This is a genomic window from Actinokineospora spheciospongiae (assembly GCF_003182415.1).
In the GTDB taxonomy this organism is placed as follows: Bacteria; Actinomycetota; Actinomycetes; order Mycobacteriales; family Pseudonocardiaceae; genus Actinokineospora; species Actinokineospora spheciospongiae.
Window position 1 is genome coordinate 329,854 of sequence record NZ_QHCP01000001.1, and the last position, 19,260, is coordinate 349,113.

Genomic DNA, 19,260 nt, shown 5'->3' on the forward strand with positions numbered 1-19,260 from the left:
CGCGCCGGGCGGCGTCACGCGTCCCCGTCCTCGAGCAGGCCCGCCTGCCGGGTCACCAGGTCGCGGTAGGCGGGGTGCTCGCGCATCAACTCGTCGTGGGTGCCGGTCGCGGTGGCGTGGCCGTCGGTGAGGAAGACCACCTCGTCGGCCTGGGCGAGGACCAGGGGCGACGTCGTCGTGACCAGGGTGGTGCGGCCGTGTCGCGCCGCCCGCAGCCGGGTGGCCATCACCGCCTCGGTGTGGGCGTCGACGGCGGAGGTCGGTTCCACCGCCAGCAGCACGTCCGGTTCGGCGTAGACCGCCCTGGCCAGGCGCAGCCGTTGCCGTTGGCCACCGGACAGGGTGCCCGCCCCGGGGGTCACCTCGGCGTCCAACCCGGCGGGCAGGGCGTCCACGACGTCGTCGGCCACCGCCGCGCGCACCGCCGCCCGCACCCGCGCGTCGTCGGGCTCGCACCGGCCCGCGACCGCCTCGCGGATCGTCCCGGCGAAGAAGTCGGCGTCGTTGTCGGCCACCAGCAGCCGTTCCCGCAGGCGGTCCGGTGCCAGCGCGTCGATCCGGGTCCCGGACCAGGTGGCGTCCGTGTCGGTGAACCGGCCCAGCCGCTCCACCACCGCGACCGCCTCCGCCGGGCGGGCGCTGACCAGGGCGGTCATCCGCCCCGCGCGCAGCACCACCCCGGACGCCGGGTCGACCAGGGGACCGCAGCCCCCGGGCGGCTCGACCGCGCCCGGGGTGTCGCGGTGGTCGGGCTCCAGGGCCAGCAACCGGATGACGCGCCGCGCGGCGACCACGGCCCTGGCCAGGTCCCCGCTGCCCTCGATGAAGAACGCCACCGGCACGACCAGCACCGCCACGTACCCGTAGACCGCGACCAGGTCGCCGATGGAGATCACGCCCCGCGCCGCCATCCGCGCGGCCAGCCACACCACCACCGCCAGGAACAGCGCGGGCAGCCCGTTCGCCAGCGCGCCCACCCAACTCGCCGGACCACCGACCCGGTACCCCGACTCGGTCAGCCGCCGCGACCGCTCGTCGTACCGGTCGGCGTGCGACTGCTTCCCGCCGAGCCCGTTGAGCACCCGCAACCCGCCCAGCACGTCCACCAACCGGCCGGTCAACTGGCCCTGCAGTTCCCGGTAGCCCGCCCCGGTGCGCTCGATCCGCCGCAGCAGCGGCCCGATGAACAGCGCCAGCAGCGGAACCCCGCCCAGCACCACCAGCGCCAGCAGCGGCGAGATGCCGAACATCACCACCGCGATCGCGGCGTAGGCCACGACCGCCCCGAACCCCGGCCCGGCGACGGTCAGCGACTGGGCGACCACCGTGACGTCCGCGATCCCGATCGCCACCACCTCCCCGGCCCCCACCCGCCGCGGCAGCGTGGCCCCCAGCCGGGCGCACTGGCGCACCGTCGCCCGCACCACCCGGAACGACGCGTCCATCCGGACCCGGGTCATCGTCCGGTGCCGGTGGACCGCCAGCACCGCGCTGAGCAGCCCCACCCCCAGCAACACCGCCGCCCAACCCACCAGCGCACCCATGTCCCGGGGCGCGAGCCCGTCGTCGACGGCCCGCGAGAGGACGTACGGCGGCACGGCGAGGCTGACCATCCACGCGCTGCTCAGCGCCATCGCCACCGCGATCCGCCCCGGCTGCGACCGCACCAGCCACCACAGGAACCGCCCCGGCCCGCTGATGTCCCCCGCCGTCGGCGGTGTGTGCTCCCCCGGCATGTCCCCAGCCTACGCGGCGGCCGGGAAGTCGATCACCGCGCCGGATGCTCTGTCCACAGAGGAGCGTCAGGGCTCGAACGCGCCCCCGCGCTTGAGGGTGCGAATCACCGGGCTCGTCTCCACGGCGCCGACCGTGGGCAGCGCGCCGATGCGCCGGGTCAGGTAGCCGAACAGGTCCCGGTTGTCCCGGCACACCACGGAGACCATCAGGTTGGTCGGACCGGTGGTGGCCGCGCAGAACGCGACCTCCGGGTGGGTGGCGATCTCGGCGCCGGTCTCGGCCAGGTGCGACGGCGCGACGGTGGCCCGGAGCTGGGCGGCGGCGTGGTAGCCGAACCGGGCGGTGGCCACGTCCACGTCGAACGACAGCAGCCCGGCCCCGCGCAGCGCCTCCACCCGGCGCGCCGCCGTCGACTCCGACCAGCCGGTGGCCCTGGCCAGCAGCCCGTAGGGGGCGCGGCCGTCGCGGGCGAGTTCGCGCAGCAGCGGGCGGTCGGCGTCGGTCAGGTCGGTCGCCACCGGGGGCAGGTCGGGGCGCAGGGCGTCGACCTCGGCGTCGGTGAGGACGGTGGCGAAGACCTCCGGGCCGCCGCCGAAGACGTGCAGGATGCCGTGCGCGGTCACCGAGGTGATCGGGGCGGTGTGCGGCAGCTTGCGCAGCAGCAGCTCGTCGCGCTCCTCGGCCGACCAGGACTGCACGCTGGCGCTGATCTCGGTGCCCCCGGAGAGCAGGTGCACCCACCGGGTGTCGTCGCGGCGGGCCAGGGCGAGCGCGACCTCCACCGCGGCGCCGGGCTGGCAGTGCACCCGGACGACCCACTGCGCGCCGCCGAGCCGCACCGCGTTGATCACCCCGGTGAGCCGGACCACACCGGACTCCCGCATCCGCGCGTACCGGCGCGCGACCGTCCGGTCCGACACCCCGAGCACTTCGCCGACGCGGGCGAACGACGCGCGTCCGTCCACGGTGAGCGCGTGCAGGACGCGTTGGTCCAGCTCGTCGACATCCATCTCAAATCCCCGTCTGGTGTCGGATTCCCCCACCGTACGCCCGCCGACACCTGGTTTTCCCCGCGCGACCACGATCCTTGTCCCCATGCGCTCTCGTTGGTGGCCCCTGGTCGCGATCTGCCTCGGGTCCTTCATGCTCCTCCTCGACGTCACGATCGTGACGGTCGCGCTGCCCGACATGGCCGCCGACCTGCACGCCTCCTTCAGCAGCCTGCAATGGGTGCTCGACGTCTACGCCCTGGCCCTGGCCGCGCTGCTGCTCGGCGCCGGGTCGCTCGGCGACATCGTCGGCAGGCGCCGGGCCTACGTGGTCGGCCTCGCCCTGTTCGCCCTCGGCTCCCTGGCCTGCGGCCTGGCCCCCACGGTGGGCGTGCTGATCACCGCCCGGGGCCTCCAGGGGATCGGCGGCGCGCTGATGTTCGCCACCACCACGGCCATGCTCAACGCCACCTACACCGGCCGCGACCGGGGCGTGGCCTTCGGCGCCTGGGGCGCGGTCAACGGCGCCGGGTCGGCGCTGGGCCCGCTGGTCGGCGGCCTGCTCACCGAGCACGCGGGCTGGCGGTGGATCTTCCTGGTGAACCTGCCGGTGTCCGTGCTGACCATCGCCCTGACCCTGCTCGTCACCACCGAGACCCGCCGCCGCGGCGTGCGGGTCGACGTGCCGGGCGCGCTGGCGTTCGCGGTCTTCGCCGGTGCCCTCACCTACGCGCTGATCCGGGTGGGCGAGGACGGCTGGACCGCGCCGCGCCCGCTGCTGCTCCTCGCCCTGGCCGCCGTGGCGCTGGTGGTGTTCCTGGGGATCGAGCGCCGGGTGCGCCACCCGCTGCTGGACCTGGGGCTGTTCCGGTCGAGGTCGTTCAGCGCCACCATCGCCGCGGGCCTGCTGCTGATGGCCGCCGCGTTCGCCATGCTCGCCTTCACCTCGGTCTGGCTCCAGGGCGTCCTCGGGCTGTCGCCGATCGAGGCCGGGGTGGCGCTGCTGCCGCTGGCCGTGTGCTCGTTCCTGGTGTCCGCGCTGGCCGGGTGCGCACTGCAGGCGGTGCCGCCGCGGTGGACCGTCGGCGGCGGGATGGTGCTCGTCGGCCTGGGCTCGGCCCTCCAGGCGACGGTCGGCGCCGACTCCGGCGCGCTGGTCCTGCTGCCCGGCCTGGCCGTGATGGGCGTCGGCGTCGGCCTGGCCATCCCCACCCTGACCGCCGCCGCCATGTCCGCCGCGCCGCCGCAGCAGGGCGGGATGGTCGCGGGCACCCTCAACACGGCCCGGCAGCTCGGGTACGCGCTGGGGGTGGCGGTGCTGGGGCTGGTGTTCAAGCAGACCGTCGTCGACCACGTCGGCGACCCCGGCCTGGCCGGTGCGGTCGTGGCGGGGCAGGCACCCAGGACCGACGCGGTGCGCGAGGCGGTCGCGGCGGGCCTGCGCCACGGCCACACCGCGGCGGCGGTCGCCGGGTCGGTCGGCGGCCTGCTGGTGCTGTGGCTGGTCCGCTCGACCCGGCGCCCGGCCGAGCGATCAACTCCGGTGCGGACCTGAGCCCGGTCCGGCACGGTGGTCCCCATGCCGGACACAGCTTTCACCCACCCCCGACTGGCCCAGGTCTACGACGCGGTCAACGGCGAGCGCGACGACCTGCACGCCTACCTCCGCATCGCCACCGAGGTCGAGGCCCACCACGTCCTCGACCTCGGCTGCGGCACGGGCGCCCTCCCCCTCCTGCTGGCCGCCACCGGCCGCCGGGTCACCGCCGTCGACCCCGCCGAGGCGTCCCTGCGCGTGGCACGGGCGAAACCCGCCCCAGGACCGATCACCTGGCTGCACGGCGACGCCACCACCCTCCCGCCACTGACCGCCGACCTGGCCACCATGACCGGCAACACCGCCCAGGTCTTTCTCACCGACGACGCCTGGGCGGCCACGCTGCGCGGCGTCCACGGCGCCCTGCGCACGGGCGGCCACCTGGCGTTCGAGACGCGGCGGCCGCAACGCCGGGCGTGGGAGGGGTGGAACGGTCGCCGCGTCGTGGACGTCCCCGGGGTCGGGTCGGTCGAGGAGCGGATGGAGGTGGTGGAGGTGGCGTTGCCCCTCGTGTCCTTCCAGACCACCTACACCTTCGCCTCCGACGGCTTGGCCCTCCGGTCCGACTGCACCCTCAGGTTCCGCGACCGGCCGGAGGTCGAGGAAAGCCTGTCCGCCAACGGCTTCACCGTCCGGGACGTGCGGGACGCGCCGGACCGACCCGGCCGGGAGTACCTGTTCCTGGCGCAGAAGACCGCCTGAGCGATCCCACGTTCTGGGCGAGCGGGGTAACGGGTGGTGCCCACTCGGCGACCCCAGGCGGAAGGTCCACCGGTCGAGGGGTTGCCACCGCATGCGTCGAGTCCTGTTGCCCACCGCCGTGTTCGTCGTGGTCGGAGGGCTCACCGCGTGTGGTGCGAACAGCGCCGCGCCGCCGTCGTCGACACCCGCGCCGACCACCGAGGTGCCCGCCACCCCGGAGACCACGCAGAGCGCCGCGCCCGCGGTCGGGGTGCGGCCGGGGGTCGTGCTGGTCAACTGCGACGTGCCCTCGGGGGCGGGGGTCCGGGTCAGCGGGTTCGGGCCGGACGGGACCTCCACCGGCACCACCGAGTTCCCCTGGCTCCCGGTCGGTTCGCCGGGCGCCGCACCCGCGCTGACCTGCTTGGACTTCGGGATCTTCACCACCCAGGCCAGCCGGGCGGACGGGCACCTGCTGCGGTCGGCCTTCAACGAGGACTACACCGCCGCGCTCGCCACCGACACCGAGGGGGAGAACTCCACCATCGGCTGGCTGTCCCCGGAGCTGGAGTTCACCCCGCTGACCACACCGGTGTCCGGCGACTTCACCAAGCAGCTCGACCACGACCCGATGTTCCACCCCGCCACCGACCGGGTGTTCTTCCGCGACGCCGACGACGAGTTGAGGTCCGTCGCCGCCGACGGCACCGGCCAGAAGGCGGAGACCAGCACCGCGTCGGACAAGGCGGTCCTGGTGCCCACGGCCGCGCCCCTCCTGGAGGACAAGGGATCGGGCGTGGTCTACAACCGGTCCGGCACCCTGGTCGCCGGGCTGATCAGCGCGGCGGTGGCGGGCACCGACCAGGTCGTGGTCGTCCCCACCGCCGAACGCGACTCCCTGCGCCAGGCCACCAGCGGCGTCCCGATCACCGCCGAGTTCACCGGCAGACCCGAACTGCACGGCTTCCTCGACGACAACACCGTGCTGCTGACCGACGACATGCAGATCTACGCGGTGAAGCTGTCCGGGCAGACCGCGACGGTGACCACCGTCCTGGCCAACGACAAGCTGACGATCTGGGACGTCACGGCCTCCTCCGACGGCAAGTCGGTCGCCTTCCTCGCGGGGGAGGGCACTTCCACCTACCTCTACGCGGTCCCCGCGACCGGCGGCACCCCCACCAAGCTGACCACCGTCACCGGCGCCACCGCCCTGCTGGAGTTCACCGCCTGACGCTACCGGCGGCCGTCCCGGTCGGCGGTGGTCGCGGCGATGGTGCCGAGCAGGGCCAGGGCGTCGGCGCTCGGCGACCCCGGTTCGGCCTGGTAGACGATCAGTTCCTGCCCCGGCGCGGAGCGCACGTCGAAGCTCAGCATCCGCAGGGTGAGGGCTCCGACCTCGGGGTGGACCAGCCGCTTGGTCTCGATCCGCTTGCCCCTGGCCCGGTTCTGCGCCCACAGCCGGGCGAACTCCGGGCTGCGGCCGAGCAGGTCGTCGACCACGGCGCGGACGCGCGGGTGTTGCGGCGCGGCGCCTTCGAGCAGCCGGAAACCCGCGACGGTGTTCGCCGCGACCGCGTCCCAGTCGGCGTAGAACGAGCGGGAGCCCGGGTCGAGGAAGACCTTCTCCACCAGGTTGCGGGTCACCGGGAAGCCGGAGAACAGGGCCTCGCCGAGGCGGTTGGCCACCAGCACGTCGTACGCGCGGCCCAGGACCAGCGCGGGGTGGTGCGGCCAGGCGTCCAGGAGCTGGGCCAGCGCCGGGTCGACGCGCTCGGAACCGCCGGAGCCGTCGCCGCGCGGGCTGAGCCCGGCGAGGCGGTACAGGTGCTGCCGCCCGTCCTCGTCCAGGCGCAGCGCCGCGCACAGGCCGTCGAGGACCTGGCCGGACGGGCTGGTCTCGCGGCCCTGCTCCAGGCGGGTGTAGTAGTCGACGCTCATGCCCGCGAGCATCGCCACCTCTTCCCGGCGCAACCCGGGAACGCGCCTGCGGCCGGTGTCGGGCAGGCCCGCCCCGGCGGGGGTGGTGGCGGAACGCCGGGCGCGGAGGTGGTCACCGAGGGCGCTCATGGCACCAGGGTAGGTCGGCGCGGGCGGGCGAGGGTGGGTGCGGTGCTCCCAGGTTCGCGGCGGCCTTCTCCGGGGCGGACCGACTCGGCAGGCTTGACGGCATGAACACGAACAAGGTCGTCCTCATCACCGGTGCCAGCAGCGGCATCGGCGCCGCCACCGCCACGGCCCTCGCCGGGGCCGGGCACCACGTCGTCCTCGCCGCCCGCCGCACCGACCTGCTCACCGGGGTGGCCGACGCGATCACCGCCTCGGGCGGCTCCGCCTCGACCCGCGCCCTCGACGTGACCGACGCCGCCGCCGTCCGGGCCGCCGTCGACGCGGTCGTGGCCGACCACGGCAGGCTCGACGTGATCGTGAACAACGCGGGCGTGATGCCGCTGTCGCGGATGGACGCGCTGCTGGTCGAGCAGTGGGACCGCATGGTCGAGGTCAACGTGAAGGGCCTCCTGCACGGCATCGCCGCCGCGCTCCCGCACTTCCAAGCCCAGGGCGGCGGCCACTTCGTCACGGTCGCCTCGATCGGCGCCCACGAGGTCGTCCCGACGTCGGCGGTCTACTCCGCGACCAAGTTCGCCGCGTGGGCCATCACCGAGGGGCTGCGCCAGGAACTCGAACCGTCCATCCGGGTCACCACCGTCTCGCCCGGGGTCGTGGAGAGCGAACTCGCCGACCACATCACCGACCCCACCGCCCGGGAGGCGATGCGCACCTACCGCAGGAACACCCTGCCCGCCGACACGATCGCCAGGGCCATCGCCTACGCCGTCGGCGAACCGGCCGGTGTCGACGTCAACGAGATCATCGTCCGCCCCGCCGCCCAGCGCCCCTGACCGGTCGCGCCCGCCGCGGTGAGCCCCCGGTCAGGCGGTCGTCCAGATCCTCAGCGGACCGCCGTCCACCGCGTCGCCCGCGACGAGGGCGGTGGTGTCGTTGGTGAAGACGCTGAGGCTGCCCGCGGCGTCGAAGCCGTTCTGCTTGACCGGCACCCGTTCCCAGCGGGCGGCGTCCGAGGACAGCCACACCCCACCGCCGTCGCCGGAGGAGCCGGTCGCGATGAGCCTGCCCCGCCAGGTGGCCACCTGGCGGACGTGTTGCGCTTCGGGTTCGTCGACGTTGGCGTCGGGCAGCACTCCCACGGTCACGTCGTGGGAGGCGGTCCAGTCGCCGGTTCCGCGGCGCCACGCCGTGGGCCTGGGGTCGCCGGTTGTGGTCGGGTCGGTGAACAGGACCGTGAGGTCGTCCTTCCGGGTCAGGGACAGCACCCTGCCGCGCAGGGGGCCGGGTTCGTCCGCGGTCCACCCGGTCCCGTCGGTCGAGGACAACACGGTGGTGTCGCCGGAGGAATCCCCGGTGACGCCGAAGATCGTGAACCCGTCGGCGGTGGCGGTCACGTCCGGCAGGTATCCGGAGCGCAGGTCGGGGGTGTCGACCGCATCCGGCCCGGAGAAGGTCTTCCCGTCGGTCGAGTGCCAGACGCGGAGGCCGTTGTGGTCGCGGTTGTCGACGCGGTCGTTGTCCAGGACGGCCATGGGGCGGTCGAACCCGACCACGACCACGCCGCGCGGTCCGGCGGCCACCGCCGAGAGCGCTTCGCCCGGCTCGCTCCCCGCCAGGGGGTGCGCGGACCACGAAACGCCGTCCTCGGACCGCCAGACCGCTGCCCCGCCCGTGGTGGCGCCCAGGACGTGGACGGTGTTCCGGTACCCGGCGACCGGGGTCCGGTGCCCGAGCTGCTGGACGCCGTCCAGCACCACCGGGGACCACGTCCCGCCGTCCGGGGAGGTGAAGACGTCGCTGACCAGGTCGTTCACCTGGCCCCGGCTGTTCGGCGCGGCCGGGACGAGGTGGTGCCCGGCCAGGACGAACCCCCGGTCCCACCCGGCGCCGCCCTGCAGGCTGGTGAGCCGGTCCGGCGGGACCCCGGGGGAGGCGGCGACCCAGCGGGGGGCCGGTGCAGCGGGTGCGGTCGGCGGGGGCGGCGCGGCGCCGGTCCCGCAGGCGGCGGCCAGGGCGATCGCCAGGACGACCACCGGCAGGCGGATCAGGCGCACGACGGGCTCCCGTCCGGTTCGGCCCAGGTGATGGAGTCCTTCGTGCACCACTTCCGCGCCGCCGTGGCGGCGGTCGTCCGGAACGGCTTGCCGCCGTCGTCGATCCGCAGGTCACCCCGGCTGCCGCCGGAAGTCCACCGCACGTGCAGGTACCACTCCACGTACCCGCTCGACGCGGTGGGCACGACGACGACCTTCTCCACGTCGTCCTTCGCCACCTTGAAGCTGAACTCCTGGGCTGGGACGACCCGGCCGCCCTGCTCACCCGCCACCGGGACGACCTCGGGTCGCGGCGAGCCCAGGTCGGTGGCGTAGTGGTGCGGCGTGACGTCGCTGCCGCACGTGCCCGGCAGGTAGATCCCGGTCAGCGGCGCGGACCGGGACACGACCTCCACCGAGATCGAGTGCAGCACGGTCGCCGTGTCGCTCGCCCCCTGGAACGTGACCTCGACGTGCCCACCCGAGCTGAGCGCGGCCCCGTCCGGCGGCCCCTCCCGAGGCACCGGGATCGACTTCTGACCCCGGTCGGGCACCACCCACCCGGTCTCGCACCGGTCCGGGCCCATCGACACGGCCCAGTGCGGCGCCCCGCCACCGGCCGCCGGATCAGCCGTGGCGGGCCCGGACCGCTGCAACAACCACGCCCCCGCCACCATCCCGGCGAGCGTCGCCACGATGACCAGCACACCGACGGTCAGCCCCGCGGTGCCGGAACGCGACTTGACCGTGATCCGCTCACTGGAGCCGCCCACGTTCACCTGCACGCCCTGCTCGCCGTGGTTCGCCTGGCTCACCGCCCCCGGCACGGGCGCCTCCTGCGCCCCCACGGCCCCGCGCGACCTCGTGCGCTTCTCCGCCCCGAACCCGACCGCCGCCCCCGCGACCACCAGGACCACGACCGCGAGCCACGCCCAGACGCTGCTCTTGAGGTCGGTCGCGACGTTGATGACGATGCCCAGGGCGGCGGTCACGGCGCTCCCGGTGAGGGCCTTCACCCACCCTGCTCGCTGACTGTCGATCGGTCTCTCCCGGGCGCCGGAGTGCGGTTCTGCTGACGACGCCCGAGGCTATCGGGTCCGCCCAGCCCCGTGGGCCAGTGCGCTCGGACGCCCTCAGTCGAACTCCACCGGGAGGCGGTCGACGCAGATGTGCCTGCCGTTCTCGAAGTAGCGGGTCGGTTCGGCGGTGAGCCGGTAGTTGCCGTGCCGGGCCAGTTCGTCGAGGACGGCGAGGAACTCTGTCCTGGCGTGGTGGGCGCCGAGGCAGAAGTGCACGCCCTGGCCGAAGGTCAGGTGCCGGTTGTGCGGGCGGTCGAGGCGGAACTCGTCCGGGTCGTCGAAGACCGCCGGGTCGCGGTTGGCGGCGCCGGTCAGCAGGACCACGCGGGCGCCCGCGGGGATGGTGGTGCCGCCCACCTCCACCTCGCGGGTGGTGAACCGGGTGCCGTGGTCGACCGGGGCCCACAGCCGCAGGGTCTCCTCGACCGCGCGTGGTCGCAGGTCGGGGTGTTCGCGCAGCAGGTCTTGCAGGTCGGGGCGGCGGGCGAGGACCCAGCACAGGTGGCCGATGGTGTTCATGGTGGTCTCGTGGCCCGCGATCGCGTAGGCGACCAGCATGACGTGCAGGTCGTCCTCGGTGAGCAGTTCGCCGTCGACGCGGGTGCGGACCAGGGTGGACAGGTGGTCGTCGCCGGGGTTTTCGCGGGCGCGGCGGATCTCGGTGCGGAACAGTTCGGCGAACGGGGGCCAGAAGCCGCCGGAGTCGGCGTCCCTGGGCATGCCCTTCCACGTGTTGCTGGTCAGTTCGCGGATGCGGGCGCGGGCCTCGGGGGAGAAGCCGACCGCCGCGCCCACCACGGCCAGCGGCAGCGGGGTGGCGAGTTCGGCGACCAGGTCGCCGTGGCCGCGTTCGACGACGGGGCGCACCAGCTCCGCCACCAGCCCGGTGATCGCCGCCGCGGACTCCTTGGCCCGCGCCGGGGTGAACGGCGGGCGCATCAGCGCGCGGTAGCGGGTCTGCTCCGGCGGGTCGTACTCCAGCGGGGCGAACCGGGGTGTGCCCGCCGCCCTGGGGAAGAACACGCCGTGGCCGGAGGCGAAGGTCTCGTGGTCGCGCAGGGCGGCGTCGACGTCGGCGTGGTGGGACAGGACCCACATCCCGCCGTGCGCCGACGAGTGCGCCACCCTGCCCCGTCCCCGCACCGCGCGGTGCACCCGCAGGGCCAGGTCGGGGGTGAACTCGGGGTCGTGGTGGTCGAAGTCGGCGGTGAGGCGGTCGACCGGGCAGCTCATCGGACCTCCCCGGCCCAGGCGGGCGCGTCCGGCGCCATGTGCGCGAACGGGTGCGTCGACGCCGGGTCGTAGCTCTCGTCGGTGATCCACTTGATCATGCGGCGGGTCGGCTCCATCCCGTCCTGGGGGACCTCGGGGCGGAAGTGGGTGGCGTAGCCGAGCGACACCAGCCGCTGCACGCCGTAGAGCGGCGCGGTGTCGCGCAGGACCCGCTTGAGCGAGTCCGGGTAGACGCCGACGGTCTGGGTGTAGCTGTTCATCGCGCGCACCGCCTCGGCCGGGTCGTCGATCGGGACGACGTTGGCGACCCGCCCCGACAGCGCGTCGCGGAAGTCGACCGGCTCCGCCGACAGCGACACCACCACCGCGCCCTCGCCGCCCCGGCCGCCGACGACCCGGTACCAGTCCGGGGCGGCGGCGAGGCCGCGCAGGTTCTCCCGCAGCTCGGGGTCGAACCGGCGGGCGGGGGTGCTCAGCGCGGCGGGCAGCCGCTGCACCTCCTCGTGCAGCATCGCGCCCCAGCGCAGCGCGGTGGCCAGCCCGGCCTCGTCGGTGCCGGTGGCGGCGTAGATGACCCTGGCGTTGAAGCAGCCCTCCTGGTTGAGCACGCCGACGTCGGCGGCGGCCAGCCTGGCCGTCTCGCGCAGCGCCGCCTCGGAGGCGAACGCCTCGGGACCGATCACGGTGGCCGAGAGCTTCGGGTCCAGGGCGATCAGCTCCAGCCCCGGCCGCAGGTACCGGGTCACGTGCTGGACCGAGCCGAACCCGCCCCACGCCACCACCTTCTCGACCTGCGCCGGGTGGTAGAGGCCGCGCTCGAACCCGGTGTCGCCGCCCTTCCAGTACAGCACCGACAGGTGCCGGGTCAGCGGGTGCTCCGGTGCCAGTTCGACGAGGGTGCGGAGGATGGCGGGCGCGGTCACCGGGTCGTTCGCGGGTGCCTTGATGATCGCGTCGCCGCGGGTGACGGCGCTGCGGACCACGGTGATGGCCGCGATGATCGGGTTGTTGCCCGCGATGACGTGCACCGCCCGCGCCCCGAACGCCCGCACGGCCGCGCCGCCGGAGGACACCCAGCCGTCGAGGAACTCCGCGCCGATCGCCCGCTCGGCCAGCGCCCACACCGCTTCCGGGGCGAACAGGCCCGGCAGTTGCAGGTAGGTCGAGCGCAGCACGTCGGCGGTGAGGTCGGAGAACTCCGGCAGCAGGGACAGCGCCTCCTGCAGGAAACCGTTGCGCGACAGCGCGAGCTGTCCGCCCAGCTCCGCGAGCAGGTCCACGACCTCGGCGAACGGGACCGATTGCAGGTCCGACAGCGCCACCGGGTCGCGCAGCGGCAGCACCGGCAGCAGGCCGACCGGGTCCGGGCCGTGGAACCCCGCCGGGAACTCGACCGGGTCGGCCTCGTGCACCCGCCCGCGCACGACCGCGGGCACGAAGACGGCGCTCACACCAGTGCCCCGTTCAGGAACTCCAGCGTCTCGGTGAGCGCGCTCGCCGTCGCCGCGCAGGTGATCTTGTCGTCCCCGCCCGCCCCGCCGAAGCGGCCGACGGTGCCGTGGTGCAACCGGGGGGTGGTGCGCCCGCACGGGCACGGCTCCCAGGTGACGGTGACCCTGTCCCCGGAGACGAACCCGCCCCAGAACAGGTCGGCGGACAGGTCGAGGAACGCGGCGCGGCCGGTGACCGTGCCCCGCCGGGGCAGGACCCGCCCGGTGTCGGGGTCGAGCAGGTACAGCACCAGCCACGGCTCCACGTGGTAGGCGTTGTCCTGGCACAGCATGTTGAGCGCGATCACCTCGACCATCGCGTAGACGTAGGCCAGCCGGTCGACGCCCGCGAAGGCCATGACGCCGCGGTCCCAGTCCTCGGGCAGCACCCCCGCCTTGGACCCGCCGCCGGGCAGCAGCACCGAGTCGGGGGAGAACACCCCCCGCAGGCCCCGGCCCGACCCGGCCTCGGCCATGCCGTGGAAGACGTCCCAGGTGCTCAGCGAGGCGATCCGCCGCCCGCCGAGGGTGTCGGCGAGCCGCTGCACGAACTCGCCCATGCCGCGGCCGGTGGCGTCGAGCGCGTCCTCGAACTCCGCCCGGCGCTCGGCCAGGTTCGCCGGTACCCGGACCCGGTCCAGCTCACCCCGGGCCGCGGCGGCGCGCAGGCGCCCGGCCAGGTGCATCACGTCGGCGCTGAGGTGCCCGTCGTGCAGGGTGTGGAACCGGTCGGGGCTCCCGCCGAGCTGCTGCCCCATGGCGGTGGCGTGCCTCGCGATGCCGCTGCGCCCGGTGCGGAAGCTGGGCCACACCACGTCCACGTCGGCGTCCGGGGTCACGTCGAGCCGGACCATCTCGTAGAGGCGGTCGTACTGCACGGCGGTGTGCGGCAGGAACGACATGGTGCCGGTGGTGCCGGAGGAGTGCGCCAGCCGCAGCGGGGTGCGCTCGTCGACCAGGTCGAGCCAGGCGTCGATCGAACCCAGGCCACGAGCATCCACTTCGGACAGGTCGACCGTGGTCAGCCGGGCCAGCCACCGGGTGAGCCGGTCGAACCGGTTGTCGGTCAGCAGCGAGGCGGGGTAGGACTTGTAGACGGTGTGCGGGAACAGCAGCGGCGCGGCGTCGTCGAGCCCGCGCAGTTCGGTGATGCCCTGCTCCTCGGCCATGGTCGTCAGCACCGGGACCCGGTCGCGCAGCGCGGCGAAGCGCAGGCGCGCCGCCTCCAGTTGCAGGCGTTCGAGTTCCCCCCGGGGCAGCGTGTGCATGGCCAGTCGGGAGCCGTTGAAGTACTCCACGGGGTTGCCCGCGAAGGTGAGCGGGTCGTGTTCGCCGGTCATGCGGTCTTCCTCTCCGGCTCGGGCCGCGGGGCGGAGGCGTCCCGGGCGAGGTGGTGGGCGATGGCGGTGACGGTGGGGTGGTGCCAGAGCAGGGTCGCGGCGACGGTGACCCCGAGGCGCGCGCCCAGTTCCCGGCGCAGCGCCACCGCCAGCAGCGAGTCCAGGCCCAGCTCGGGCAGCGGCCTGCGCGGGTCGACCCGGTCGGGCGCGGCCCCCAGCACCTCGGCGGCGGCGGCGCGGACCTCGGCCACCAGGAAGTCGACCCTGGCCTGCCCGGTCAGCGACACCCAGGGCACGGGGGCCCGCCGCGCCGGTCCGCGCTCGACGAGCCCGCGCAGCAGCGGGACGTCGAGCGGGTCGGGGCCGCCGGGGTCCTCGGGCAGCACCCGCAGCACCGCGAGGTTGCCCGCCATGCCGCTGTCCACCCTGGACCAGGCGCGCAGCGCCTCCTCGGCGCTGACGGCGTCGGTGCCGCGCGCGGCCAGCTCGGCGTCCACCGCGGCCGCCGACGCGGCCATGCCCAGCCCGCGCCAGCTCGTCCAGGCCAGGGCGACCGCGTCGCGGTCGCCGAGCGAGCGCCGGTGCCGGGCCAGCCCGTCGAGGAAGGCGTTGGCCGCCGAGTACGCGGCCTGCCCCGGCAGCCGCAGCAGTTGCCCGGCGGAGGAGAACAGCACCAGGAAGTCCAGGGTGCCCGGCGGGAACACCCGGTGCAGCACCAGCGACCCGGCCACCTTGGGGGCGAGCACGGCGTCCAGCTCGGCGCGGGTCAGGTCGGCCGCGGCCCCGGACAGCACCGCCCCGGCGGCGTGCACGACACCGCGCACGGGCGGGAACCCGACCTCGGCCAGCGCGGCCCTGGTCGCGGTTTCGTCGGCGACGTCGGCGGCGAGCCCGCGCACGGTCGCGCCCGCGGCCTCCAGGTCGGCGCGCAGCCCCCGGCCCACCCGGCCGGAGCGGCTGAGCAGCAGCAGCCTGCGCGCCCCGCGCTCCACCAGCCACCGGGCCACCCGGCCGCCCAGCGCCCCGGACCCGCCGGTGACCAGGTACGTGCCGTCCGGCCTGCACCGCGGGCCGCCGTCGAGCCCGCCGGGCACGGCCGCGCGCAGCCGGGCCGCCGTCGCCCGGCCGCCCGCGACCGCCACGACGTCCTCGTCGACGCCCGAGCCCACCAGCCGCGCCACCGCGGCCAGGTCCTCGGCGGTGGGGTCGGCGACCAGGTCGAGCACCCCGCCCCACTGCTCCGGGTACTCCGCGGCGAGCCCACGGGCCATGCCCCACAGCGCGGTCTGCGCCAGGCCCTCCCGCGCCCGCGCCGTGCGCACGCCCCGGGTCACGCACACCACCCGCCGCCCGGGGTGGGCGAGCACCACCTCGCGCAGCCGCCACACCAGGTCCGACACCGCGGCGGCCGTGTCGTCCCCGGTCTGCTCCGGGGCGAACACCAGCACCTCGGCCCGGTCGGCGGGCACCAGCCGCGAACCCAGGGCGGCCACCAGGTCCGGGGCGTCGCCGAGGACGGCCGCGGTCGCGCCGGGCTCGTGCTCCGGCGCGGTCACCGGCTGCCAGGTCAGCTCGTGCAGCAGACCCGCCGCCGAGGCCCCGTCCGCGTCCGGCGTGCCGAACCGCAGCCCCCGCAGCATCCCGGCGGGCACGCCGGACGCGGACGCGATGTCCACGTCGACGGTGTCCCCGGTCCGCACGCGCACGCTGAACACCGCGTCGGTCGGGGCCTCCTGCGCCAGCGACAGGCGGTCGACGGCCGCGGGCATCCGCAGCCGAGCCGGTCCGGGGAACGCCACCGACGCCGTCGACAGGACCGCGTCGAGCAGTTCGGCCCAGGTGCCCGGCACCTCGACCCGGGCGCTGAGCAGGCGGTGGCCCCGGCGCAGCTCGGTCACCGTCCACTCCAGCCCCATCGACAGCACCCCGAGCCGGGCGAGCCGGGTCACCACCGACGTCGACGGGATGCGCGTGCCGACCAGCCGCGCCGCCGCCCGGGCCGGTGGCCCGGCCGTCCCGGCGGTGGCGGTGGTGTGGGTCAGCCAGTCGCCGTCCACCCGCGAGGACAGCCGCAGCGCGCCGTCCTGGGCGCTGACCTGCACCTCCCTGGCCGGGGAGGTGGCCACCGGGACGCGCAGCCGCACGTCGCGCAGCGCCGTGGTCCCGGCGGCCCGCAGGAACGTGTTGAGCAGGACGGCGGCGGGCACGATCTCGCTGCCCGCGACCGGGTGGTCCCCGGGGTAGGGGCGGGAGTCGTGGTCGAGCCGGGTGTGCCACACCGTCACCGGCACCGGTCCGCGCACGGTGACGCCGTCCGCGCCGAGCAGGCTCTGCTCGGCCGGGTCGTGCCCGCGCCCGCCCGCGGGCGTGGGCCGCTCCCCGGCCCAGTGCTCGCGCCGCTGCCAGGCGGTGGTGGGCAGGTCGGCCAGCCCGGCGCGCGGGACCAGGGCGGTCCAGTCGACCCGCCCGCCCGCGGCGTGCAGCGCGGCGGCGTTCTCCAGCAGGGTGCGCCGCTCGGGCCGGTGGCGGCGCAGCGTGTGCGCGACGGCGACCTCCGGGGCGGTCTCGCCGATGGAGTGCGCGACCACGGGGTGGGTGGACACCTCCAGGAAGACCCGGTGCCCGTCGGCCACGGCGGCGGTCACCGCGCCCGCGAAGCGCACCGGGTTGCGCAGGTTCGCCACCCAGTACCCGGCGTCGCGGTCGGCCGGGTCGCGCGGGTCCGGCAGCGCGGTGCTGTAGAGCGGGACCGCAGGCTGCGCCGCGGCGAGTGACGCGGCCGCCTCGGCCAGCCCGGCGCACAGCGGGCGCATCTGCGGGCCGTGGAAGGCGACGTCGGAGTCCACGCGGCGCACCGGCGCGCCCAGCTCGGCGAAGCGCGCACTCACCCGCTCGACGGCGCCCGGTGACCCGGAGACAACCGTGGTGCCCGGAGAGGACTCGATGGCCGCGGTGACGTGCGGGTCCCCGTCGAGGCGCGCGGCCACCTCGGCGAAGGGCAGCGCCACCATGACCATCGCGCCGCGTCCGGCCACCTGCCGCAGCAGCACCGCCCGTCGGCAGGCCAGCCGGGCGGCGTCGGCGCGGCTGAGCACCCCGGCCGCCGCGGCGGCGGCGATCTCGCCCACCGAGTGCCCGACGACGGCGGCGGGCCGGACACCCCGGTCGCGCCAGACGTCGGTCAGCGCGAGCTGGATCGCCACGATGGCCGCCTGGACCAGGTCGGTGCCCAGCGGGTGGGCACCGGTGATGATGTCGCGGGCGCTGAGCCCCAGCTCCGCCGCGTACACCGGGTCCAGCTCGTCGATGGCGCGGGCGAACACCGGTTCCTCCGCGAGCAGTTCCCGGCCCATCCCGGCCCACTGGGCACCGTGGCCGGAGAACACGAACACCGGGTCGACCTCGGTGCGGGTGACCGTCGACCCGCGCAGGTCGCCCAGCCCGGCGACCAGGTCGTCCCGGTCCTCCGCGACGACGACCGCGCGGCAGGCCAGGTGCGAACGGCGGGTCGCCAACGTGTCCGACACGGCGGCCAGGTCCGCCTCCGGGTGCGACCGCAACCAGTCGGCGAGCCGGGAACCGTTGTCCCGTAACGCTTCCGGTGAATCACCGGAGACGGGGAAGAGGACGGGGCGGGAGTGCGGTCGCGGCACGGGGGCGGTGGGCGGGGCCTGCTCGACGACGAGGTGGGCGATGGTGCCGCCGTAGCCGTAGCCCGCGACCCCGGCCCGGCGGACCTCGCCGGGGAAGGGGGTCGGCTCGGTCACCAGGCGCAGCCCGTTGCGCTCCCAGGGGATGCCCGGGTGCGGACCGGCGGTGGACGCGGTCGGCGGGATCGTGCCGGACGCCACCGCGAGGACGGCCTTGACCAGGCCGACCGCGCCCGCGCCCGCTTCCAGGTGCCCGACGTTGCCCTTGACCGAACCGATCAGGCACGGCTGCTCGGCTTGCCTGCCCGCGCCGAGGACGGCGGCCAGCGCCCCGGCCTCGACCGGGTCGCCCGCGCGGGTCCCGGTGCCGTGGGCCTCGACGTAGCCGACCGAGGCCGGGTCCACCCCGGACGCCGCGTAGGCCGCGCGCAGCAGGTGTTCCTGGGCGGGCCCGCTGGGCGCCATGATCCCGTCGGTGCGCCCGTCCTGGCGCACGGCCCCGCCGCGCAGGACCGCCAGCACCCGGTCGCCGTCGCGCCGGGCGTCGGAGAGCCGCTTGAGCACCAGCAGCGCGCCGCCCTCGCCCCGGCCGTAGCCGTCGGCGGCTGCGTCGAACGGCTTGGACCGCCCGTCCGGCGCGGTGGCCCCGGCCCGGTCGAGCACCACCGACAGCCCGGGGGCCGACATGACCATCACCCCGCCCGCCAGCGCCAACGGGACCTCACCGAGCCGCAGCGCCTGCACCGCCTGGTGCACGGCGACCAGGGACGAGGAACAGGCGGTGTCCACCGCGACGCTCGGGCCGCGCAGGTCGAGCGCGTACGAGACGCGGTTGGGCGCACCGCACTGCGAGGAACCGATCCCCGTCCACGGTTCGACGGTCGGCAGGTCCTCCAGCAGCCTGCGCCCGTAGTCCTCCGAGCCGATGCCGACCCACACCCCGGTGTCGGTGCCCGCCAGTGAGCGGGCCGGGACGCCCGCGTGTTCGAGCGCTTCCCAGGCCAGTTCCATGGCGAGCCGGTGTTGCGGGTCGACCAGTCGCGCCTCGCGTGCGGTCATCCCGAAGAACTCCGCGTCGAAACCGGACACATCGGCCAGGAACGACCCCTGGGAAACGCGCCCGCGAATGGCGCGTGCGAACTCCCAACCGCGTTCGGCATACGATTTCCACCGATTGTCCGGAATGCTCCCGACAGCATTCGAGCCGGTCATGAGAAAATCCCACAAAGCGGCTGGTGAATCAATTCCCCCGGCGCACCGGCACGACATCCCGATGACCGCGACCGGCTCGTCCAACCCCACTGCCATTCCCTCCCCTGCGTGCCGGAAAAGGGTGGCCGGGGCCAGTGGGCCCCGGCCAC

General features: G+C 75.2%; 13 protein-coding genes. 4 read left to right on the forward strand and 9 right to left on the reverse strand.

Annotated features, from left to right (window positions below):
* Window positions 1-14: 14 nt before the first annotated feature.
* Together DFQ13_RS01380 and DFQ13_RS01385 are read right to left on the reverse strand one after the other, a co-directional pair.
* Window positions 15-1,736: an ABC transporter transmembrane domain-containing protein gene (locus tag DFQ13_RS01380; protein WP_110078501.1), complete on the reverse strand. Its 1,722-nt coding sequence runs from the start codon at window positions 1,734-1,736 to the stop codon at window positions 15-17.
* Window positions 1,737-1,802: 66 nt separating this feature from the next.
* Complete coding sequence (locus DFQ13_RS01385) at window positions 1,803-2,747, reverse strand: Lrp/AsnC family transcriptional regulator (protein WP_035283993.1); 945 nt, start codon at window positions 2,745-2,747, stop codon at window positions 1,803-1,805.
* 85 nt (window positions 2,748-2,832) lie between these two features.
* Here DFQ13_RS01385 and DFQ13_RS01390 point away from each other — a divergent pair, with 85 nt between their 5' ends.
* The 3 genes from DFQ13_RS01390 to DFQ13_RS01400 all read left to right on the forward strand — a co-directional run bounded on the left by DFQ13_RS01390 (window position 2,833) and on the right by DFQ13_RS01400 (window position 6,238).
* The gene (locus tag DFQ13_RS01390; RefSeq protein WP_110078502.1) at window positions 2,833-4,281 is read left to right on the forward strand and encodes an MFS transporter; all 1,449 of its coding nucleotides are present in this window, start codon (window positions 2,833-2,835) and stop codon (window positions 4,279-4,281) included.
* 24 nt (window positions 4,282-4,305) lie between these two features.
* Window positions 4,306-5,025: a class I SAM-dependent methyltransferase gene (locus tag DFQ13_RS01395; RefSeq protein WP_110078503.1), complete on the forward strand. Its 720-nt coding sequence runs from the start codon at window positions 4,306-4,308 to the stop codon at window positions 5,023-5,025.
* A gap of 91 nt (window positions 5,026-5,116) precedes the next feature.
* Window positions 5,117-6,238 carry an RAD23 family protein gene (locus tag DFQ13_RS01400; protein ID WP_146241016.1) on the forward strand — a complete coding sequence of 374 codons (1,122 nt, stop codon included), beginning with the start codon at window positions 5,117-5,119 and terminating at the stop codon, window positions 6,236-6,238.
* Between the two features lie 2 nt (window positions 6,239-6,240).
* On the opposite strand, the gene DFQ13_RS01405 is transcribed toward DFQ13_RS01400, so the two are convergent.
* Window positions 6,241-7,074, reverse strand: a complete 834-nt coding sequence (locus DFQ13_RS01405) for a helix-turn-helix transcriptional regulator (RefSeq protein ID WP_110078505.1) — start codon at window positions 7,072-7,074, stop codon at window positions 6,241-6,243.
* A 101-nt stretch (window positions 7,075-7,175) separates the two neighbouring features.
* Here DFQ13_RS01405 and DFQ13_RS01410 point away from each other — a divergent pair, with 101 nt between their 5' ends.
* Window positions 7,176-7,907, forward strand: coding sequence for an SDR family oxidoreductase (locus DFQ13_RS01410; RefSeq protein WP_110078506.1), 732 nt, complete (start codon window positions 7,176-7,178; stop codon window positions 7,905-7,907).
* Window positions 7,908-7,937: 30 nt separating this feature from the next.
* On the opposite strand, the gene DFQ13_RS01415 is transcribed toward DFQ13_RS01410, so the two are convergent.
* The 6 genes from DFQ13_RS01415 to DFQ13_RS01440 form a co-directional block, all read right to left on the reverse strand.
* Window positions 7,938-9,128, reverse strand: a complete 1,191-nt coding sequence (locus DFQ13_RS01415) for a hypothetical protein (protein WP_110078507.1) — start codon at window positions 9,126-9,128, stop codon at window positions 7,938-7,940.
* A complete protein-coding gene (locus DFQ13_RS01420; RefSeq protein WP_110078508.1) occupies window positions 9,119-10,123 on the reverse strand; it encodes a hypothetical protein in 1,005 nt (334 codons plus the stop codon). The genes DFQ13_RS01415 and DFQ13_RS01420 overlap by 10 nt, the downstream gene beginning before the upstream one ends.
* Window positions 10,124-10,240: 117 nt before the next feature.
* On the reverse strand, window positions 10,241-11,419 hold the full coding sequence (locus DFQ13_RS01425; RefSeq protein WP_110078509.1) for a cytochrome P450: 1,179 nt from the start codon (window positions 11,417-11,419) through the stop codon (window positions 10,241-10,243).
* Window positions 11,416-12,870, reverse strand: a complete 1,455-nt coding sequence (locus DFQ13_RS01430) for an acyl-CoA reductase (RefSeq protein WP_110078510.1) — start codon at window positions 12,868-12,870, stop codon at window positions 11,416-11,418. The genes DFQ13_RS01425 and DFQ13_RS01430 overlap by 4 nt, the downstream gene beginning before the upstream one ends.
* Entirely contained in the window at window positions 12,867-14,249 is a 1,383-nt protein-coding gene (locus DFQ13_RS01435) for a phenylacetate--CoA ligase family protein (protein WP_110078511.1), read from the reverse strand. Before DFQ13_RS01435 ends, DFQ13_RS01430 begins: the two co-directional genes overlap by 4 nt.
* A complete protein-coding gene (locus tag DFQ13_RS01440) occupies window positions 14,246-19,207 on the reverse strand; it encodes a type I polyketide synthase (RefSeq protein WP_110078512.1) in 4,962 nt (1,653 codons plus the stop codon). Before DFQ13_RS01440 ends, DFQ13_RS01435 begins: the two co-directional genes overlap by 4 nt.
* Window positions 19,208-19,260 lie beyond the last annotated feature (53 nt).

Excerpts from the sequence above, each read along its gene's own strand:
- DFQ13_RS01400 (WP_146241016.1), top strand. The coding sequence starts at position 5,117 with ATGCGTCGAGTCCTGTTGCCCACCGCCGTGTTCGTCGTGGTCGGAGGG.
- DFQ13_RS01380 (WP_110078501.1), bottom strand. The coding sequence starts at position 1,736 with ATGCCGGGGGAGCACACACCGCCGACGGCGGGGGACATCAGCGGGCCG.
- DFQ13_RS01385 (WP_035283993.1), bottom strand. The coding sequence starts at position 2,747 with ATGGATGTCGACGAGCTGGACCAACGCGTCCTGCACGCGCTCACCGTG.
- DFQ13_RS01395 (WP_110078503.1), top strand. The coding sequence starts at position 4,306 with ATGCCGGACACAGCTTTCACCCACCCCCGACTGGCCCAGGTCTACGAC.
- DFQ13_RS01405 (WP_110078505.1), bottom strand. The coding sequence starts at position 7,074 with ATGAGCGCCCTCGGTGACCACCTCCGCGCCCGGCGTTCCGCCACCACC.
- DFQ13_RS01440 (WP_110078512.1), bottom strand. The coding sequence starts at position 19,207 with ATGGCAGTGGGGTTGGACGAGCCGGTCGCGGTCATCGGGATGTCGTGC.
- DFQ13_RS01435 (WP_110078511.1), bottom strand. The coding sequence starts at position 14,249 with ATGACCGGCGAACACGACCCGCTCACCTTCGCGGGCAACCCCGTGGAG.
- DFQ13_RS01425 (WP_110078509.1), bottom strand. The coding sequence starts at position 11,419 with ATGAGCTGCCCGGTCGACCGCCTCACCGCCGACTTCGACCACCACGAC.
- DFQ13_RS01410 (WP_110078506.1), top strand. The coding sequence starts at position 7,176 with ATGAACACGAACAAGGTCGTCCTCATCACCGGTGCCAGCAGCGGCATC.
- DFQ13_RS01390 (WP_110078502.1), top strand. The coding sequence starts at position 2,833 with ATGCGCTCTCGTTGGTGGCCCCTGGTCGCGATCTGCCTCGGGTCCTTC.